The following is a 16,838-nucleotide window of genomic DNA, read 5'->3' as shown; positions in this document are numbered from 1 at the left end:
TTACGCCATTTCGGGTGTATGGAGCAAGGCGCCCGACGCGGCTCGCGCCGGGCAGCCCGGCGGGGCGGTGCCCGCCTCCCCGGAAGCGACCCCATGCACGGATTCGATCTCGCCTTCGCCTCCCCCCGCAAGCTCCCCCGCGCCCGCGATCTGCGCGGCAACGTCGCCGTGCTCGACATCGCCTTCGCCTCCGAGGCGGGGGGCAAGAGCTTCGAGACCGTCACGCTCCCCCTCATCCAGGAGCTCGGGCCGCGGCTCGCCGCCTGGGTCGACCACCACGACAGCGCCCACCACGCGCGCTTCGCGGGCGACCCCCGCTTCGTCCTGTCGACAAAGGCCGAGCACGGCGCCTGCCCCGAGATGATCACCCCCGAGGTCGTCGCCCGCGCCGGGCGCGTCGACACCCTCGTCTGCCACGTCGACTTCGACGGCCTCGCCAGCGGCGCCAAGTGGATGCGCGGCGGCGTCGAGCCCTACCCCGGCTGCGACGACGACGCCCGCGCCATCGACACCCGCATCGGCGTCCCGGGGCCGGTGGCCACCCGCATGGACCGCGCCCTCCGCGCCCGCCCCCGCGACCAGGCCCTCTTCGGCCTCATCGTCCGGCACCTCGCGTCCGGCCTCTCCGACCCGTCGCTCTGGGCCCCCATCGACGCGGCCGGCGCCGAGCTCGCCGTCATGGAAGCCGAGACCCGCCGGATCGCGCTCCGCTACGAGCGCGTCGAGCCAGGCCTGGTCCTCGTCGACGCCTCCCAGCGAGGCGGGCCCTACGACAAGACCCTGCTCCTCCTCATCGGGCAGGAGCGCGCGCCCATCTCCGTCGTCGTCGACAACGACAGCGTCACCTTCGCCGCCCGCTTCGACAGCGGGGTGAACTTCCTCGAGACCTTCAAGATCTCCGGAGGGATGCCGACCCGCATCTCCCTCCAGCGCTCCAAGCTCAAGGACGCGCTCGTGGCGCTCGGGGTCAAGCCCGCCGACGCGGGCCGGCTCGCCGCCGCCCCCTGACCTTCCCCGTCACCCCTCCCCCCCTCCCCCGATTCCTCGGCCTCACCGACATCGTTGACGCTGTGGGCCCCGGCTGCTAGGGGCATTTCAGATCTGCAATTTGCATTTCTGCAATGACCGCGTGACCTGAGGCATCACGCCTGCGCCGAGCACGAGGGGTATGGCAGCGAGAAACTTGTCTTCGACGTCGAGCAGCGGTGTCGACGAGCTCCTGTTCCGGAACGACGCCGTTTCGCTCTGTCTCCTGGTCAACCGACGGCACCGGACGCTCCGCATCATCGACTTCCGGGCGGGGCCGACGCCGTCGAAGCGGAACTTCGTCCTGTCGGCCGCCAAGCGCGAGGGGGTCGAGAAGATCTTCACCCTGGTCGAGCGCGACGAGGTGCCGACCTGGACCCGCCTGGGGTTCGTCCGGGAAGGCTCGATCCCCGGCTTCTACAAGCGCAGCGACGCGTGGATCCTCGGGGCGGTCGTGTCCCAGATGTCCCCGCAGCTCCGCGAGGAGAGCGACGACGACGAGGGCGCCGAGGGCGAGGACAGGGCGGGCTCGCCGGCGGTCCTGCTCGCGGAGCGCACGATCGCCCGCGCGAGGCGGCTGCTCCGGGAAGGCGAGGGGCGGCCGATGCCCGCGATCAAGATCGCGCCGGCGAGCGCCGCCGAGCTGCGGCGCGCGGTCGCGGCGGCGCAGCGGGCCGGGCGGGCGCTCACGGGCTTCGAGCCGTTCGGGCGTGACGCCGTGCGGACGGGCTACGCGCTGTCCGCGCGGGGCGGCTTCACCCTCCACGCGGCGTGGGAGATGCAGTCGTGCTTCGGGAACTCGTTCCTCGAGATCCTCACCTCGCCGCGCCACGAGTCGGAGCGGCTCGCCACGACGGCGGCCATCGGCGCCCTGTGCGAACGCCTCGTCGAGGAGAAGGCCGTCAGCACGTTCACCTTCGCCCCCGCCGACGACCAGGAGCTGTGCGCCGCCCTGCTCGCGAACGGCTTCCGCCGCTCGGCCGTGCTGGCGCGCCACCTCGTCGTCGGCCGCACCCGCAAGGACGCGATCCTCTGGGCGAAGAAGCTCGTCGCGCCCGAGGCGTGAGCGCCGCCCGCGGCCGCGGCGCGCGGCGGCGGGCTACGGCGCGAGCGTGACCTCGTAGTCCTCGATGACCGTGTTCGCCAGCATCTCGTCCGCCATCTTCTTCAGCCGCGCCTCGAGATCGGGCGCGCTGCCGAGCGAGGGGTCGAGCTCGATCTCGATGATCTTGCCCACGCGCACGCCCTTCACGCCCGGGAACCCGAGCGAGGTGAGGGCGCGCTTCACGGCGTCGCCCTGGGGATCGAGGACCTCTTTCTTCAGTCGGACGGTGACGACGGCTTTCACTGACTTTGCTCCAAGCGCTCTCTGCGCGACGCTAGCACGGGCACGGGCGAGGCCGCGCCCACCTACACTCCCAGGTTGCGCGGGATGCGCACGGCCGGGTCCTCGAGGTCGGGGACGAACGCCGCGCCGGTGATCCGCTCGAACGCCTCGATGTAGCGGCGCGACGCCTCGATCCGGACCTCGTCGGGGATCGGCGGGATCGGCCCGTCGCCCTGGAAGCCGCGCGCGGCGAGCCAGCGGCGCACGTACTCCTTGTCGAAGGACTCCGGGTCCTGGCCGGCCGCGAAGCGCTCGTCGTAGGACGAGGCGAACCAGAAGCGGGACGAGTCGGGGGTGTGGATCTCGTCGATGACGACGATGTTCCCGCTCCGGTCCTTGCCGAACTCGTACTTGGTGTCGACGAGGATCAGCCCCTGGTCCGCGCAGAAGCGGGCGCCGTGCTCGAAGAGCGCGAGCGCCATCTCGGCGGCGGCGTCGAAGTCGCGCGGCGCGATCGTCCCGAGGGCGAGGATCTCCTCGCGCGAGGCGGAGAGATCGTGCCCGCCCTTCGGCGCCTTGGTGCTGGGCGTCAGGATGGGCCGCGGCAGGCGCTCGTTCTTGCGGAGGCCGTCGGGGAGCCGGTGGCCGCAGAAGACGCGCTCGCCGCGCGCGTAGTGCGTCCAGATGCTGGTCGAGGTCACGCCCGTCACGTAGGCGCGCACCACCATCTCGACCGGCAGCGGCGTGCACTCGATCGCCTCGAGGACGTTCGGGTCGGGCTGGGAGATCATGTGGTTCGGCGCGACGCCCCGCGTGCGCTCGAACCAGAACGAGGAGAGCCGGTTCAGCACCTGCCCCTTCAGCGGCAGCGTGCCGAGCACGCGGTCGAAGGCGCTGATGCGGTCGGTGACGACGAGCAGGCGCCGGCCGTCCGGCGTCGTGTAGCAGTCCCGCACCTTGCCCTCGTAGCGGGCGAAGGGGCCCGCGAGCGAGGTGCGCTCGAGCACCCGGCCGAGCGCGGTGCGCAGATCGTCCTCGGTGACCATGGGGCGCGGCTTACCCGGCCTCGCGGGCCGAGTCGACAGGTTTCCGAAGGCCCCGGCCGAGTTCCTTCCCCCGCGCCCCGGCTGGGACCCCCGTTGGTCTCCGGCCGGGGGGGTGGTAAAGGGGCCGCCCATGGCAAACCGAAAGAAGATCGCCCTCATCGGCGCCGGGAACATCGGCGGGGAGCTCGCGGCCCTCATCGCGCGCAAGGAGCTCGGGGACGTCGTGCTCTTCGACATCCCCCAGAAGACCGACTTCGCGAAAGGCAAGGCGCTCGACCTCGAGCAGAACGGCGCCGTGCTCGGCTACGACGCGTCCATCAAGGGGACCTCGGACTGGGCCGACTGCGCCGGGGCCGACGTCCTCATCATCACGGCCGGCATCCCGCGCAAGCCGGGCCAGAGCCGCGACGACCTCGTCGCGACGAACCTGCCGATCATCCGCAGCGTGGCGGACGGCGCGAAGCAGCACTGCCCGAACGCGCTGGTGATCGTCATCTCGAACCCGATCGACGCGATGGTCTACGAGTTCAAGCGCCGCACGGGCTTCCCGCGCGAGCGCGTGCTCGGCATGGCGGGCGTGCTCGACAGCGCGCGCTTCCAGCTGTTCCTGGCGCGCGAGGCGAACGTGTCCGTGAAGGACGTGCGCGCGATGGTCCTCGGCGGCCACGGCGACGACATGGTGCCCATCCCGTCGGCGTGCACGATCAACGGCGTGCGCGCGACCGAGTTCATCAGCAAGGAGAAGCTCGACGCGCTCATCGCGAGGACCCGCAAGGGCGGCGGCGAGATCGTGCAGCTCATGGGGACGAGCGCCTACTACGCGCCCGCGTCGAGCGCCGTCGTGATGGCCGAGAGCTACCTGCTCGACCAGAAGCGGCTGCTCCCCGCCGCGGCGTACCTCGACGGCGAGTACGGCTACAAGGACATCTACATGGGCGTCCCGGTCGTCATCGGCGGCAAGGGCGTCGAGAAGATCGTCGAGCTGCCGCTGACCGCGGAAGAGAAAGAGATGCTCGCGAAGAGCGCGAAGAGCGTCCAGGGCATCACCGACGTGGTGAAGGCCGCGAGCTGACGCCGGTCCCGGGCGATCCCGGGCACACGAACGAGGAGAGACCGCGGAGAGCGCAGAGGGCGCGAAGGACATCGATGAGAGAAGAGCTCTCATCCCTCCCCTCTGTGTTCTCTATGCCTCTGTGGCTCCTCTCTCCTCCTCGCTCCGACAGATCTTCTCCTCACGCCATCCGAGATCTCCGCGGCTCACTCCGCGGCGGGAGCCATCGAGAGCGCCTCGAGCCCGCGCGGTGAGGCGCCGGCGACGACGTCGGGCGCCGGGAGCTCCGCCGTCGCGTGGCAGCCGCGCTCGGCGATGTCGCTGATGCGCTGGCAGATCAGGTTCATCATCTGCCAGCCCTCGATCAGCGCGCCCCGGAGCGGGGCGATGTCCAGGCCGGGGAGGCTCTTCAGGAGCTCGACCCCGAGCCTGAAGTGCTCCGCGTCCACCTCGGCGTGCGTGGCGAAATAGTCCGAGTCGGGGAAGATCCGCTGGGCCGCGCTGAGGAGGATGTCGGCGCAGCGCTCGATGACGAAGTGGATGAGGACGGTCCGCTCCTCGGTGGACGCCGAGCCCATCCGCTCGATGAACCAGGACGACGCCGCGGCGATGCCCCGGTCCCAGGACGGCGAGGACGACGGGCCGTGCATCCGGGCGAGCCGCCGGTTGTGACCGACCTCCTCGGCCAGATGACGCTCGGCGATCTTGATCGCGGCGGGGTGCGACTCGAACACGACCCTGGCACACAGGACCTTCTGGAAGGCGTTCGACCAGATCTGGAGCGCGCCGAGCATCCGTCGCTTCACGTCGTCGCCGAGCGCGCGCTCGGATCCGATGAGCTGCATGAGGGGGCTGCCGGCGAACTCCCGCGCGTGGGCCTCGTTCTCCTCGACGAGGCGATCCAGAGGAGACTCCGATCGATCCGAGGGAGCGCCGCCCGGGGCGACCGCCGCGCACAGGCACGGCGTGTCCCAGCGGGCGTCCTCTCCCTCGAAGTGGATGGATATCGCGGAGAGCCCGTCCGGCGCCGCGCCCACGAGCCCCTGCAGCCCGCCGGGAGGCACCAGCACGACGTCTCCCGCCTGGACCCTCCGGACCGAGCCTCCGATGATCTCGCCCGAACCGTCGGTGACGACGATCATGCCTTTGCCGGGGAGCTGACGAGGCTTGATCGGCTGACCCCAGGCGAGGCGCACCCATCTCAGGGAGAGGCGGCACGCCTCGGGCAGGAAAGCCGAGAGCTCCTCGTGTTTCCGGATATCCCTGAAAAGCCCCAGCAGGGTGCGATCATCCGCTTTGAGAGACTCGATCGCGGGGATGCTGGCTGTGTTGACTACGCGCATCGACACTGTCCTCCGGACGACTTCGTGGTGTGGTGACTCTGCACGGCTTGATCGCTCGTGTCCAGACGGTACACAGGTGCGAAGGTGAAAGTCGGAGGCCAAGAGAAGGAAGAGAGCCTGTAAATTCTTTTCAACCAAGATTCCGCCTCTTCGCTGGAGTGCTCGCGTTCGGAGGTGGGTCCGCGTGCCGAAGGCGAACGCTTGGCCGAGCGCGCCACGCTCGTGTCCCATCACGAGGCGCCCCAGGATCTTAATGGCCGACGCCCTCTGTTTCGGGTCGCTCCAGTCGACGCCGAGCCCGCCCTTGATGCTGAGCGTCAGAAGCAGGAGGATGCCCACTTTACGGCAGATCTTCTCGGGCGGACGCCGGGAACGCGGGCGTGGTCACACCCAGGCAGTTGAGATTCGAGGTCGCTGCTGCGCGGCGGATGACGAACCGATTCCTCCTGACGACGACGTCGCGCGCTCTTCTTTATGATCCTCGCCGCGATGTGATCGATCGCATGCTCTACGGCTGTCCGCTGCCGGAGCACGTCACGCTCTGGCCGGTCTGCCGCGGCCGTCGGAGCCTGCGCTACAGAATTTCATCAGCGCTGGATAGCGCCCGACCTCGTCCCGAAGCGACTTGGGTGCAGCTGACTCGGAGGGGGCACGCCACACTCCTCGGGAGCGAGCTCCACCGTGTCACGCGGCTCTAACACCACCGTGTCACAGCCGGAGGGACTGGAGCCTGGGGCGCTCGGCGTGTCGATGGTGGCAGCTGGGTCACCGGGGCAGCCAGCGGGTCAGCACGCGGGCGATGGCGAGACGACAGGTGGCGAAGGAGTCGCTAACCCTCGGCCCAGCTCCGAGGCAGGTACGCCGCCTGAGAAAGACGAACAGTACTCTCACGCGGGTCAACCGCTTCATCAGTAACTGCTCCTGCCAAGCGACAGTCAATTTTCCCCCGTGCGTCCGTAAAGCTCCCCCCCCACCTCGTGAAAAGGGGGGCAGTTTTGCTCTCGCACCGGGATCATTTTTACTGAGCTCTACAGATCCCGGCGCGACAGCTCTACCGGCCGTGACCATCGTCCCATCCGTGCGCCTCCGGACGCGGACGAGCTCATCGTCCGGCGAGGCCGTCGAGCATTCCACCGGTGCACCCTGGATTATCAAAAGATCGACCTGATCGACGCTATAGGTGCGCCGGGCGCGACCGCTCGCCTAGGACGTTCCGTTCAAACCGTCGCTCAGAGGACGCCGTGCGTCCAGCGAGCGCGCTGGTCCCCGGGCCGCCGATGGATGGGTCCGCCGACAAGTTGGAAGTAAATAAAATTTAACTTGATTCGCAACGCGAGCACATTAGGGTGCATAAAAATTAACCGATCCGGAGTGACTGGTGAGTCGAGCGATACAGACGATCAGGCACAGGGTCTTCGAGATGCTGGAGGAGCGCGGGCAGAAGCAGCGCTGGCTCTTGTCCCAGCTCCGCGCACGCGGCTACGACGTCAGCGCGAGCTACCTCTCGCAGGTCAAATCCGGCACCAAGGAGCCCAGCAGACAGTTCATCGATGCCGTATGCAGCGTCCTCGGCAAGCCAAAGAACGAGCTTTTCTCCCAACCCAATAAGAGGGATAAGGACATGAAGGGAAAGAGGACCAGCGGAAGCCGAGCCAAGAACACCCCACCTGCAGCCAAGAACACCCCACCTGCAGAGGAGCCGACGCACGGCAAGGGCCCGATCAATGTCGCGATCGTGGGCGTGGGCAACTGCGCGTCGTCCCTGGTCCAGGGACGATATTTCTACGAGAATGCCGAAGAAGATCAGTTCGTCCCCGGCCTGATGCACGTCAACCTAGGCGGCTACCACGTCCGGGACATCAAGTTCGTCGCCGCCATCGACATCGACGCCAACAAGGTCGGGAAGGATCTCTCCGAGGCAATTTTCACCTACCCTAACAACACCGTGAAGTTCTCCGACGTCCCGCACCAAGGCGTGCGCGTCGCGCGCGGCATGACCCACGATGGGATCGGCAAGTACCTCTCGCAGATCATCAAGAAGTCCAGCGGGGGCACCGAGGATATCGTCAAGATCCTAAAGAGCACCAACACCCATGTTGTCGTGAACTACCTGCCGGTCGGCTCCGAGGAGGCGACCAAGTGGTATGTGGAGCAGCTCCTCGCGGCCGGGTGCGGCTTCGTCAACTGCATCCCGGTGTTCATCGCGCGCGACGAGCACGGCTACTGGCCCCGGCGCTTCGCGGACGCCGGGCTGCCGATCATCGGCGACGACATCAAGTCTCAGGTCGGCGCGACCATCGTTCACCGCGTCCTCACGCGCCTCTTCCGCGAGCGCGGGGTCAAGCTCGATCGGACGTACCAGCTCAATTTCGGCGGTAACACCGATTTCCTCAACATGCTCGAGCGCGAGCGCCTGGAGTCGAAGAAGATCTCGAAGACATCCGCGGTCACCTCGCAGCTCGGCTTCGATCTACCGCCCGACCAGGTCCACGTGGGGCCATCGGACTACGTGCCCTGGCTCACGGATCGCAAGTGGTGCTACATCCGGATGGAAGGCACCACGTTCGGTAACGTGCCCCTAAACGCAGAGCTGAAGCTCGAGGTGTGGGACAGCCCCAATTCCGCCGGGGTGGTCATCGACGCCATCCGCTGCTGCAAGCTGGCTCTGGACCGCGGCATCTCCGGGCTGCTCGAGGCACCATCGGCCTATTTCATGAAATCGCCCGCCAAACAGTTCGCGGACGACGCGGCGCATGACATGGTCGAAGACTTCATCCGCGGATGATCCCTCCTCCGACGCTTGTCCCGCTTCGGCTTGGGCGCACGAGCAGAGGCTCCCGCTCCGCCCCGAACGGCGATCATGGAACGGAGAACGCCAACAGGTTTGAGACAGGCCGGACGAGAATCCCATGAGTGGATCGCGCCGAGGGGCGCGTTCCGGCGCTGGGGCCCGAGCGGTCGAGGTCGGGGCGGCTGCGGCACGGCGGTGGGCGTGGCGCCCGGTTCGGGCCGACCGGGCTTGCGCTCCGCGAGAGCCTCGCTGCCGTGGAGGGCGAGCTGCTTGCGCCACGCCGCCAGGAGGGAGCTGTAGATGCCCTCGCGGCGCAGCAACGCCTCGATGTCCCCGCGCTGGGTGCACGCGGCCGCCTCGCGAACGATGCGCAGCTTCTCCGCCGCCGAGAACTTCCGCCACTTGGCCGGCTTCGGCGCGCTCTCGACGGCGGCGCCACTCGGGCGGGGAGCAGCGCCCTGCGCCGCTGGGGCGGAGCTAGGATCGACGGATCGGAGATGCGAAGGCTTCGGCACGGGTCAGGTCCATTCTCCGCCCTCTCGCCACAGATTTCCAGGGTAGCTTGTCTCACCCGACGTTGGCACAGAGGGGAAACACCTGCGCCCGGTCAGCACCGGCCGGAGGAGTGAGGACCATAGGTCTCCAGCATCCACTCCCTCCATGCGGCTCGGCGAGCTGCGCCCCCTGCGCCCAACCGCTCCGCAGAAGCAGGGAGGAGACGAACCGGGGCGGCACGGTCCAGGCGCGAGCAGATAGGCAGCCACCCAGCACGCTGTGTACGCTCAGCACAGGAGGTCCCAGCGTGGCTACGACGAAGAGGATGACGGAGACGGCCGGCGCCGCGAAGACCGCAAAGACCGCAAGGACCGCCGGCGCCGCGAAGACCGCAAAGACCGCAAAGACCGCCGGCGCCGCGAAGACCGCGAAGGCCGCAAAGACCGCCGGCGCCGCGAAGGCCGCGAACGACGTGCGCGGCGGCGGCGGCAACGGCGCCTTCGAGGCGCTGCGGAGCATCCTCCAGCGGCACGCGCGCGATCTCGTGGTCGTGCACGACACGCCCGACAACTACTACCTCGACACGCGCACGACGGCGCCGAACGGAAAGCCGCTCTTCTTCGGCGCGGCGCGGGCAGGACGGGCCTACACGAGCTTCTACCTCATGCCGGTCTACACGAACCCCGAGCTGCTCGGCGGGATCAGCCCGGAGCTCAAGAAGCGCATGCAGGGCAAATCGTGCTTCAACTTCAAGACGAGAGAGCCCGCGCTCCTCGACGAGCTCGAGGCGCTCACCGGGCGCTGCTTCGCGCAGTGGAGATCCGCGGGCCGCATCGGGTGATCAGGCGCGGGCGCGCCGCCCCGAGGAGCCGCCCCCGCGAAAGAGCGCGGACGCAGCGGCGCAAGGGGCGCCGGCTCAGCGGCCTTTCGACGCGCGCCCGTTCACCGCCCGCTCACGAGGAGAGGCTCCCCCTCGGCCCCGAGCAGCGACAAAGGGAACACCTGCGCCCCGGCCAGCACGTCGGCGCAGAACCACTCCGCGTCGGGGCCGCGCAGCGGCAAGGCCCGGAGCTCCTTCAACGTGACCCACCGCGCCTCGAGCGAGTGCTCGTCCGGCTGGCTCTTCGGCGGCGTGCCGTCCGCAGGGCGCGCGAGGAAGATGACCCGGAAGCGCGACTCGTAGCGGCTCGGGCTGTGCTCGACGCGCAGGATGCCCTCCAGCTCCACCGGGACGCCCGTCTCCTCCAGCGCCTCGCGCCGCGCCGCCTCGGCGAACGTCTCCCCGGGCTCGACGCGGCCCGCCGGCAGATACCAGAGCTGGCCGTGCTTGCGCTCGTGCACCAGGAGAAAGCGCTGCTGGAGCCTCACCAGCACCACGGCGAAGCACCAGGTCGGAATGGCCGTGCGGGACATGTTCGCTCCGATCGACAGCTTATCCGGAAGCGCCGCTCAAAATAAGAGGAACGCGCGGCGGCGCAAGACGGCGCGGAGACGGGCCGCTGCCCCGCGGAGGCGCTCGCCCTCGACGCAGATGTTGCGCGAGGCGAGGTTCTAGGCGCCGCCGTCGCGCTCGAGACGACGGCGGCCGTGAAATCGAGGCACGGGCGGACGGCACCGCGTTTGCTCCTACCGCCTGTGACGGAGAGATCGGCGCACGGCTCGACGCCGTGCGCGGAGCGCCGCGTCGGCAAGCGCATCGCGGGAACCGCCATGTCGACGCGGCGCCGGCCCGCGTCGCCGCCGGTCGCCCTCGCGAACGCCCCGGCGCCTCTCTGCGCTCTCCGCGAATACCGAGCTCACCGGAGGAGGAGGAATCCATGCTCAAGCGCCCGTGTTTCAGGTGGATGTCGCTGGCGTGCGGGGCCGTCGCGGCCTGCAGCTCCGGAGGCGGCGAGCGCCGCGGCGACGCGCCGAGCCCGCCGAGCGAGGCGACGTTCTCCCCGGTCGAGAGGCCGCCGAGGCTCGCGCTGCGCCTCGACCGCGTCGTGTACGATGCGGGCGACGCGCTGTCGGCGACGCTCGACCCGGGGGGCGTCGACCTCGGCCCCGGGCCGCTGACGATCGCCCTCGCCTCACCGGAGACGGGCGACGTGGAGCTCCTCGAGCTCGTCGCCGCGCGCGCCGGCTTCGCCTCGACGGCCCCCCTGCGCGTCCAGGCCGACGGGGGCGGCGCGCTCAACGACGGCGTGCTCAGCGCGCAGCCCGGAAAGCTGTTCTATGCGCAGTACTTCGTCGACAGGACGCGGGCGCCGCAGGGCGCGCTCGAGGAGGACGTGGTCTTCGACTTCGCTTTGCTCGCGGACCCCGCGGCGGCAGCGCCGACCGTCGACGCCGGCGTCGCGATGAGCGACGACGAGGGCCGCGCAGGCGCGAAGCCGAACGGCACCCTGCTCCCCAGGGGAGGGCTGCCCGTGCAGATCGCCACGCGGGAGCTCATCCTCTACCCAGCCGACGGCGACGAGCTCGAGGCGTTCCTGAGAGACACCGGCGGGAGCGTCAAGGCGACGCTCGAGAGCGACGAGGAGGGGGGCCGCGACGCGGTGCTCGTCGAGGTCGACCCGAGCGGCGAGCGGGCCTCGGACGCGACCGCGCTGCGGGCGCTGCTCGGGGAGGACGATCCGCTGTACGCCAGCGACGCCGGCGCGCTGCAGATCGCCTCGCTCGCCATGAAGCTGCAGCTCGACGGCTACCTCGTCGGTGTGAACCCGCGCTTGCAGCTGCAGGGAGCGCCCGTCATCTCGGCGACGGAGGAGGGGCACCTCACGCACTCGATGAAGATGACCCCGGCGCGAGGCAGCCCGCTCCCGTGCGTGCCGGGGGACGCGAGCCGGCCTTGCGTGGAGAACGTGCCGGCGGTGTGGGCGTTCAACGCGCTGTGGGAGATTGACGAGGAGCGGATCAACGTCGCCGTCCTCGACACGGGGTTCGCGCCGACCGACGATCTCCGCTGGCCGGACCGCGGCGATCTCGTCGCGTGCGACATGACCGCGGGCTGGTTCGGCGGCGAGCGCTGCGGGCCCGGGGCCGCGTGGGGGCCTCCGACCGTCGGCAACAGCTTCTTCGGCAAGCGATCGTGGCACGGGACCGGCGTGGTCGCGGCGATCGGCGCGAAGGTGAACAACGGCATCGGCGCGGCGGGCGTGGCGGGCCAGGTCGCCGTCCCGATGCTCTACAAATACGACGCGGCCGCGTATGCGTTCGAGATCGGGCGCGGCGTCCGGCTCGCCGTGTCCCAGGGGGCCTCGGTCGTGAACATCAGCGGCGGGTATCCGTGCCGGATCCTCACGAACCTCGGCCCCGACGTCGACATCTGCGCGCCGGAAGGCCGCCTCGGGATCTGCGGCGTCGTCACGGCGGGAGCGCACGCCGCCGCGGCGGCCACGTGCGCGGCGGCCAGCGCGATCCCGATCGTCGGCGCGATCGCGTGCGCCGCCGCGGTGGGCTCGGCCGCCGTCGCCACCGCGGCCTGCGTCGCGACGCTCTCGTTCGGCGACCTGAAGGGCCCGATCAGCGTCGGCGTCCGCGGCGCGGCCGCCGCGGGCGTGCCCGTCGTGACGATCGCCGGCAACGCGCTGTCGCGCGGCTCGCTCCCCGCGGTGGTGCGCGACCTCGTCGACCTGCGCGACCCGAGGACGGAGCGCTGGGGCATCGTCCCGGCCATGATCCCGGAGACGATCGTGGCGGGCGCCGTCGGTGCGGGGCTCGACAACGCGGAGTTCTACGGAGACCGCGTCGACATCTGGGCCCCCATCCGCACGGCGTACCTCGCGCCCGAGGGCATCGACGACATCGACGCTCCGCGGGTGCGCCGCGAGCTCGGCGGCACGAGCGCCGCTGCCCCGTTCATCGCCGGCGTCATCGCCAACATGCAGGCGGCGAATCGCCGCCTGAACCCGCGATCCGAGGGCCTGAGCGCGGCGGAGCGCGCCCGGATCGTCGCGCGCATCAAGGAGATCTTGCTGTCGCCGGACAACACGTTCAGCAACGCCGAGCTCGCGGCGCTCGGCTACGCCGACCAGCCCGATCGGCGCCGCAAGCTGGTGAACCCGCTCGCCGCGGTCATGGCCGCGGCCGACGTGCCGGACGTGGCCGCCATGGGGTTCTCCGATGCGTCGCTGAACTTCAGCGAGCTCATCGCGCGGAACGACACCGCCGAGACGGCGACGCCTCTGCCCTTCGGGCGATCGGTCAGCGGGACCATCCTGACCTTGCCGGCCGACCTACCGATGACCGCGGCCCCCGACGTCGACTTCTATCGGCTGCAGCTGCCGGCCTTCCCGGCCGTGCCGCAGGAGGTCACGGTGACGCTGGAGATGCCCGACGCGACCACCTACGGTCATGTGACGATCGCCGAGGGCCGGCTGATGGCGGTCAGCGCCTCGCCGACGCAGCGCACGTACCGCCTCGTCGCCGAGGCGGGAGAGCGCGTCGAGTTCGCCGTGCGGGCGGCGATGGGCGAAGACAACGTCTACAAGGTCACCGCCTCCGCGCCGGTCCCGGCGCGGCCCATCGGGCGCATCACCCAGCCGGCGAGCGCGGTGGAGGTCTGCGCGAACGAGGAGATGACCTTGACGGCCGAGGTCCTGTTTCCGGGGTTCGGCTCGGTGGTCGTGCCGGACGCGCGGATCCGGTGGCGCGCGAACGGCGCGAGCCACGGGACGGGCAGATCCCTCACGACGTCGTTCGCGGAGGGGGCCTCTCGCGTGGAGCTCCTCGCTTACGACGACCCGGCGCCGCTCGACAGCGTGCTCATCTCCGCGAGGACCTGCACGGACGACCCGCCCGCCGCGAGCATCGTGACGCCCGCCGGAGATCTGGAGCTCGAATCGTGGGACGGCTACGACAGCGAGCGATCCAGGTGGTTCAAGGACGTGACGCTGGTCGGCTCGGCGATGGACCTCGAGGACGGCCCGCTGAGCGGCGAGAGCCTGGTCTGGACCACGGACCGGACGAGCGACCAGCCAGCGGATCTCGGGACGGGGAGCAGCGTGGTCGCGCGGCTGTACTCGGGGGAATGCTTCGGCGACACGCACAGGATCACGCTGCAGGCGATCGACTCGGGAGGAAACCGATCGGCGCCGGCGACGCGCACCGTGACGATCTGGCAGGTGTGCTGATACGGCAGCCCGAAGAGCCCCGCGCGCTCTTCCGAGGTGAAACGGGTAGTCTCGCAAATCTTCGTATGATATTTGCCATGTTGGAGATACTTCGTTGGCACACGTGGGAAGGGAGTCGTCCGCGGCTGATGGCGGAATGCGCCTTATATCGGCATCTCATGTGGGAGACCCTCGCCCAGCATCGCCGAGCTGCTTCGGCTCGGCGGGGTTGGCCTGGAGAGGTGCCTTCACATGCTGTCTCGGAGCTTTGCCGCGGCAGCTCGCGTCGCGGCCGCGGCGCTTCACATTGCGCGCGCGGCGTCGACGTCGCGACTTATTGATGCATCTCGGAGAGCGGTGTCATGACCCTGAACAGCATGCTGGCTTTTGCGCGGTGTACCGGCGGATGCGTCATTGCGGTGCTCGGGCTCGGGTGTGCCCAGATCTTCGGCTTCGACAAGAGCTACGAGCTCGGGATCGATGGCCTCGGAGGCGCGGGCGCTGGAGGTGAAGACCGAGGGGCGGGAGGCGACGGCGGCGGCGGGGCGGGAGGGGCGGGCGCGGGAGGCGAAGGCGCGGGCGCGGGGACCGGAGGTGGAGGCGCGGGAACCGGAGGCGGAGGCGGTGGCGCGGGCGGTGACGGCGGAGGCGGAGGAGCTGGAGGTGGTTGCGTACAAGAGCCGCCGACGGGCGAACCCATGGACCTGTCGCTGATCGACGACATGGAGGACGGCGACGGCGCCATCATCCCCCTGGACGACGCCGAGAACCCCCGGCGAGGGGCCTGGTTCGTGGGAAACGATGACCTCGGCACGCAAAAGCCCGCCAAGAACGAGACGTTCTTCATGACCTCCATCGAACCGCCGCGCGGCGGCAGCCTGTCCGCCGCGCACTCCGAGGCGGACGACAAGTTCACCAGTTGGGGAGCCCTCTTCGGCTTTCGTCTGAACAGCAATCAGACGGAGACAAATCCGGGCGTCTACGACGCCTCCGAGTTCCGTGGCATCACCTTCTTCGCCCGTGCCGACAGCGGCTCCTCGACCAAGGTGCTCGTGGACGTCGTCGACGTGCAGACCTGGAACAAAGGCGGCATCTGCAGCACCCAGTGCGACGACCATTTCAACAAGATAGTCACGCTGACGCCTTGCTGGACTCAGTACAAGATAGCCTTCTCCGAGCTCAAGCAGTCAGGGTGGGGCCAGGCGTTCGCGGCGGTCGACCTGACGAAGGTCTGGGGCATCCAGTTCCGCTTCGGAGCGCGCAGCGGGTTCAACATCTGGATCGACGACGTGGCGTTCTACAGATAGGAGCGGCGCGGAACGGCCGGGGGTTCGGCCTGGTTCATCGTCACGGCCAGCGGCGATCGCGCTTCAGGTGCTCGCGCAGCGCGCCTAGCGCGGCCTCGTCCATCGCGTCCAGCGACGCCTCGCGCTCCGGGGAGAGCGCGATGCCGAGCAGCTCGCACAGGTCCCGCACGGCGGCGCGCAGGCCCTGCCTGCGCCCCTCGTCCCGCACCGCGTCGAGGCCGTCGTACCCCTTGCGCTGCAGCAGGTTGCGCAGGGTCGCCTCGTGCGCGGCGCTCCGGTCATAGAGCGCCTCGACCGGAACCGCATTCCGGAGCACCCCGGGCGCCTCGAGCGCCTCGCCGGCGACCGCGACGCGCGCCGGCTGCCGCACCTGCGGCCAGACGCGCGCCGCCGCGCGCGCGGCGGGCGCCAGCGGAGGCGTCGCGCGGGCCGAGAACGGCGCTGGCGCCGCAGGCGTCGCGTCGCGCTCGGGTGCGTCGGGCGCTGCTTCATGCACCTCGACCCGCCGCGTCCCGTGCAGCCGCACCACCCAGACCCAGCGCGTCCCTGCCGCCAGCAGCTCCTCGATCTTGCGCTGCAGCTCCGCCTCGTCCTCGCCCGTGTCCGCGTACTCGACCGCGAGCGGCGGCGCCGCCGTCGCCCACCCGGGCTCGTCGGGGATGTTCCCCACCACGAGGTCGGGCGCCCGCAGCATGTCCGGCCTCGGCGAGATGCCGATGTCCACGCCGGCGGCCTCGACCGCGGGATCCGTGTCCAGCACCTCGCCGCCCACCAGGTTGCTCCGACCGCCGCGCCGTCCGGTCGGCAGGCACTCGACGAGGCGTCCCTCGGACAGCTCGTACGGATCGCCAGGGCGGAGCTGGTCGGCGGTCACGGGGGAACGAGGCGGCGCGCTCATGGGATGTTTCATACCTCCTTGTTCCGGGGAGGCGCCGGCGCTGAGGTCGGTTTTTCGATCCGGCGGGAGCGCCTCCGGCGCGGAGCAGCGCCGACGAGCCCTGGAGAGGGCTACTGAGGAACGTTCACGGCCGCCAGGGCACGCAGCGTCTTTGCCAGGGCGGAGAGCGGGATCCCGGAGAGCGAGACCTCGCCACGGGCGACCTGGACCTTGACGTCCGGGGCCCCGATGTCGCGGAGCGCGCTACGGAGGGCGGCGGTGGCGGGCGGCTCGCCGGCCCCGCCGGAAGGGCGCGGTTTGCCGCGCAGCGCGCGCGTGGCTGCGCGGATCTCCTCGACCGAGGCTTCGTCCCCCGGGAGCCTCTCGGCCGGCGCGGCACGCAGCTCCGGACGAGCCGAGCGCTCACATGCCCCCGTCGCAAAGGATGCGCGCTCCTCGCGCCAGCGCTGCCATTACGT

At 70.1% G+C, this 16,838-nt stretch carries 13 protein-coding genes; 8 read left to right on the top strand and 5 right to left on the bottom strand.

The features are described 5' to 3' along the window. Positions 1-93 precede the first annotated feature (93 nt). Positions 94-1,008 (top strand): hypothetical protein, encoded by a 915-nt coding sequence (locus NQZ70_RS07735; RefSeq protein WP_129573643.1) that lies wholly within the window; start codon positions 94-96, stop codon positions 1,006-1,008. 160 nt (positions 1,009-1,168) lie between these two features. Then, positions 1,169-2,092, top strand: a complete 924-nt coding sequence (locus NQZ70_RS07730) for a hypothetical protein (RefSeq protein ID WP_129573642.1) — start codon at positions 1,169-1,171, stop codon at positions 2,090-2,092. 33 nt (positions 2,093-2,125) lie between these two features. Here the strand turns inward: NQZ70_RS07730 and purS are convergent, their stop codons facing one another. Next, positions 2,126-2,374, bottom strand: a complete 249-nt coding sequence (gene purS, locus NQZ70_RS07725; protein WP_020733510.1) for a phosphoribosylformylglycinamidine synthase subunit PurS — start codon at positions 2,372-2,374, stop codon at positions 2,126-2,128. 62 nt (positions 2,375-2,436) lie between these two features. Continuing rightward, a complete protein-coding gene (locus NQZ70_RS07720; protein WP_129573641.1) occupies positions 2,437-3,399 on the bottom strand; it encodes a phosphoribosylaminoimidazolesuccinocarboxamide synthase in 963 nt (320 codons plus the stop codon). 130 nt (positions 3,400-3,529) lie between these two features. Here NQZ70_RS07720 and mdh point away from each other — a divergent pair, with 130 nt between their 5' ends. Next, positions 3,530-4,471: a malate dehydrogenase gene (gene mdh / locus NQZ70_RS07715; protein WP_129573640.1), complete on the top strand. Its 942-nt coding sequence runs from the start codon at positions 3,530-3,532 to the stop codon at positions 4,469-4,471. Between the two features lie 185 nt (positions 4,472-4,656). Here the strand turns inward: mdh and NQZ70_RS07710 are convergent, their stop codons facing one another. After that, positions 4,657-5,793 carry a hypothetical protein gene (locus NQZ70_RS07710; RefSeq protein WP_237245128.1) on the bottom strand — a complete coding sequence of 379 codons (1,137 nt, stop codon included), beginning with the start codon at positions 5,791-5,793 and terminating at the stop codon, positions 4,657-4,659. Between the two features lie 1,720 nt (positions 5,794-7,513). Between NQZ70_RS07710 and NQZ70_RS07705 the strand changes: the two genes are divergently transcribed. Beyond that, entirely contained in the window at positions 7,514-8,578 is a 1,065-nt protein-coding gene (locus NQZ70_RS07705) for an inositol-3-phosphate synthase (RefSeq protein ID WP_408022423.1), read from the top strand. Positions 8,579-9,386: 808 nt separating this feature from the next. Beyond that, entirely contained in the window at positions 9,387-9,920 is a 534-nt protein-coding gene (locus NQZ70_RS07700; RefSeq protein WP_207217772.1) for a hypothetical protein, read from the top strand. Positions 9,921-10,021: 101 nt separating this feature from the next. Here NQZ70_RS07700 and NQZ70_RS07695 read toward each other — a convergent pair whose 3' ends face one another. After that, positions 10,022-10,492, bottom strand: coding sequence for an NUDIX hydrolase (locus NQZ70_RS07695; RefSeq protein WP_129573637.1), 471 nt, complete (start codon positions 10,490-10,492; stop codon positions 10,022-10,024). Positions 10,493-10,896: 404 nt separating this feature from the next. On the opposite strand from NQZ70_RS07695, the gene NQZ70_RS07690 reads away from it, so the two are divergent. From NQZ70_RS07690 to NQZ70_RS07680, 3 genes are all read left to right on the top strand, one after another. Then, a complete protein-coding gene (locus tag NQZ70_RS07690) occupies positions 10,897-14,196 on the top strand; it encodes a S8 family serine peptidase (protein WP_129573636.1) in 3,300 nt (1,099 codons plus the stop codon). Between the two features lie 459 nt (positions 14,197-14,655). Beyond that, positions 14,656-14,889, top strand: coding sequence for a hypothetical protein (locus tag NQZ70_RS07685; protein ID WP_207217771.1), 234 nt, complete (start codon positions 14,656-14,658; stop codon positions 14,887-14,889). Next, the gene (locus NQZ70_RS07680) at positions 14,874-15,482 is read left to right on the top strand and encodes a carbohydrate binding domain-containing protein (RefSeq protein WP_129573635.1); all 609 of its coding nucleotides are present in this window, start codon (positions 14,874-14,876) and stop codon (positions 15,480-15,482) included. Before NQZ70_RS07685 ends, NQZ70_RS07680 begins: the two co-directional genes overlap by 16 nt. A 40-nt stretch (positions 15,483-15,522) precedes the next feature. Here the strand turns inward: NQZ70_RS07680 and NQZ70_RS07675 are convergent, their stop codons facing one another. Next, positions 15,523-16,392: a Uma2 family endonuclease gene (locus NQZ70_RS07675; RefSeq protein WP_237245126.1), complete on the bottom strand. Its 870-nt coding sequence runs from the start codon at positions 16,390-16,392 to the stop codon at positions 15,523-15,525. Positions 16,393-16,838: the final 446 nt, after the last annotated feature.

The sequence above is a fragment of the Sorangium sp. So ce836 genome (assembly GCF_028553905.1).
GTDB lineage: Bacteria > Myxococcota_A > Polyangia > Polyangiales > Polyangiaceae > Sorangium > Sorangium cellulosum_D.
Note: the sequence above shows the minus strand (reverse complement) of the source record. Positions and strands in the feature narration are given on the sequence as shown.

Bases quoted from the DNA above. Each gene is read 5' to 3' on its own strand.
- NQZ70_RS07735 (WP_129573643.1), top strand. From the start codon at position 94: ATGCACGGATTCGATCTCGCCTTCGCCTCCCCCCGCAAGCTCCCCCGC.
- NQZ70_RS07730 (WP_129573642.1), top strand. From the start codon at position 1,169: ATGGCAGCGAGAAACTTGTCTTCGACGTCGAGCAGCGGTGTCGACGAG.
- NQZ70_RS07720 (WP_129573641.1), bottom strand. From the start codon at position 3,399: ATGGTCACCGAGGACGATCTGCGCACCGCGCTCGGCCGGGTGCTCGAG.
- mdh (WP_129573640.1), top strand. From the start codon at position 3,530: ATGGCAAACCGAAAGAAGATCGCCCTCATCGGCGCCGGGAACATCGGC.
- NQZ70_RS07710 (WP_237245128.1), bottom strand. From the start codon at position 5,793: ATGCGCGTAGTCAACACAGCCAGCATCCCCGCGATCGAGTCTCTCAAA.
- NQZ70_RS07695 (WP_129573637.1), bottom strand. From the start codon at position 10,492: ATGTCCCGCACGGCCATTCCGACCTGGTGCTTCGCCGTGGTGCTGGTG.
- NQZ70_RS07690 (WP_129573636.1), top strand. From the start codon at position 10,897: ATGCTCAAGCGCCCGTGTTTCAGGTGGATGTCGCTGGCGTGCGGGGCC.
- NQZ70_RS07685 (WP_207217771.1), top strand. From the start codon at position 14,656: ATGGCCTCGGAGGCGCGGGCGCTGGAGGTGAAGACCGAGGGGCGGGAG.
- NQZ70_RS07680 (WP_129573635.1), top strand. From the start codon at position 14,874: ATGGACCTGTCGCTGATCGACGACATGGAGGACGGCGACGGCGCCATC.
- NQZ70_RS07675 (WP_237245126.1), bottom strand. From the start codon at position 16,392: ATGAAACATCCCATGAGCGCGCCGCCTCGTTCCCCCGTGACCGCCGAC.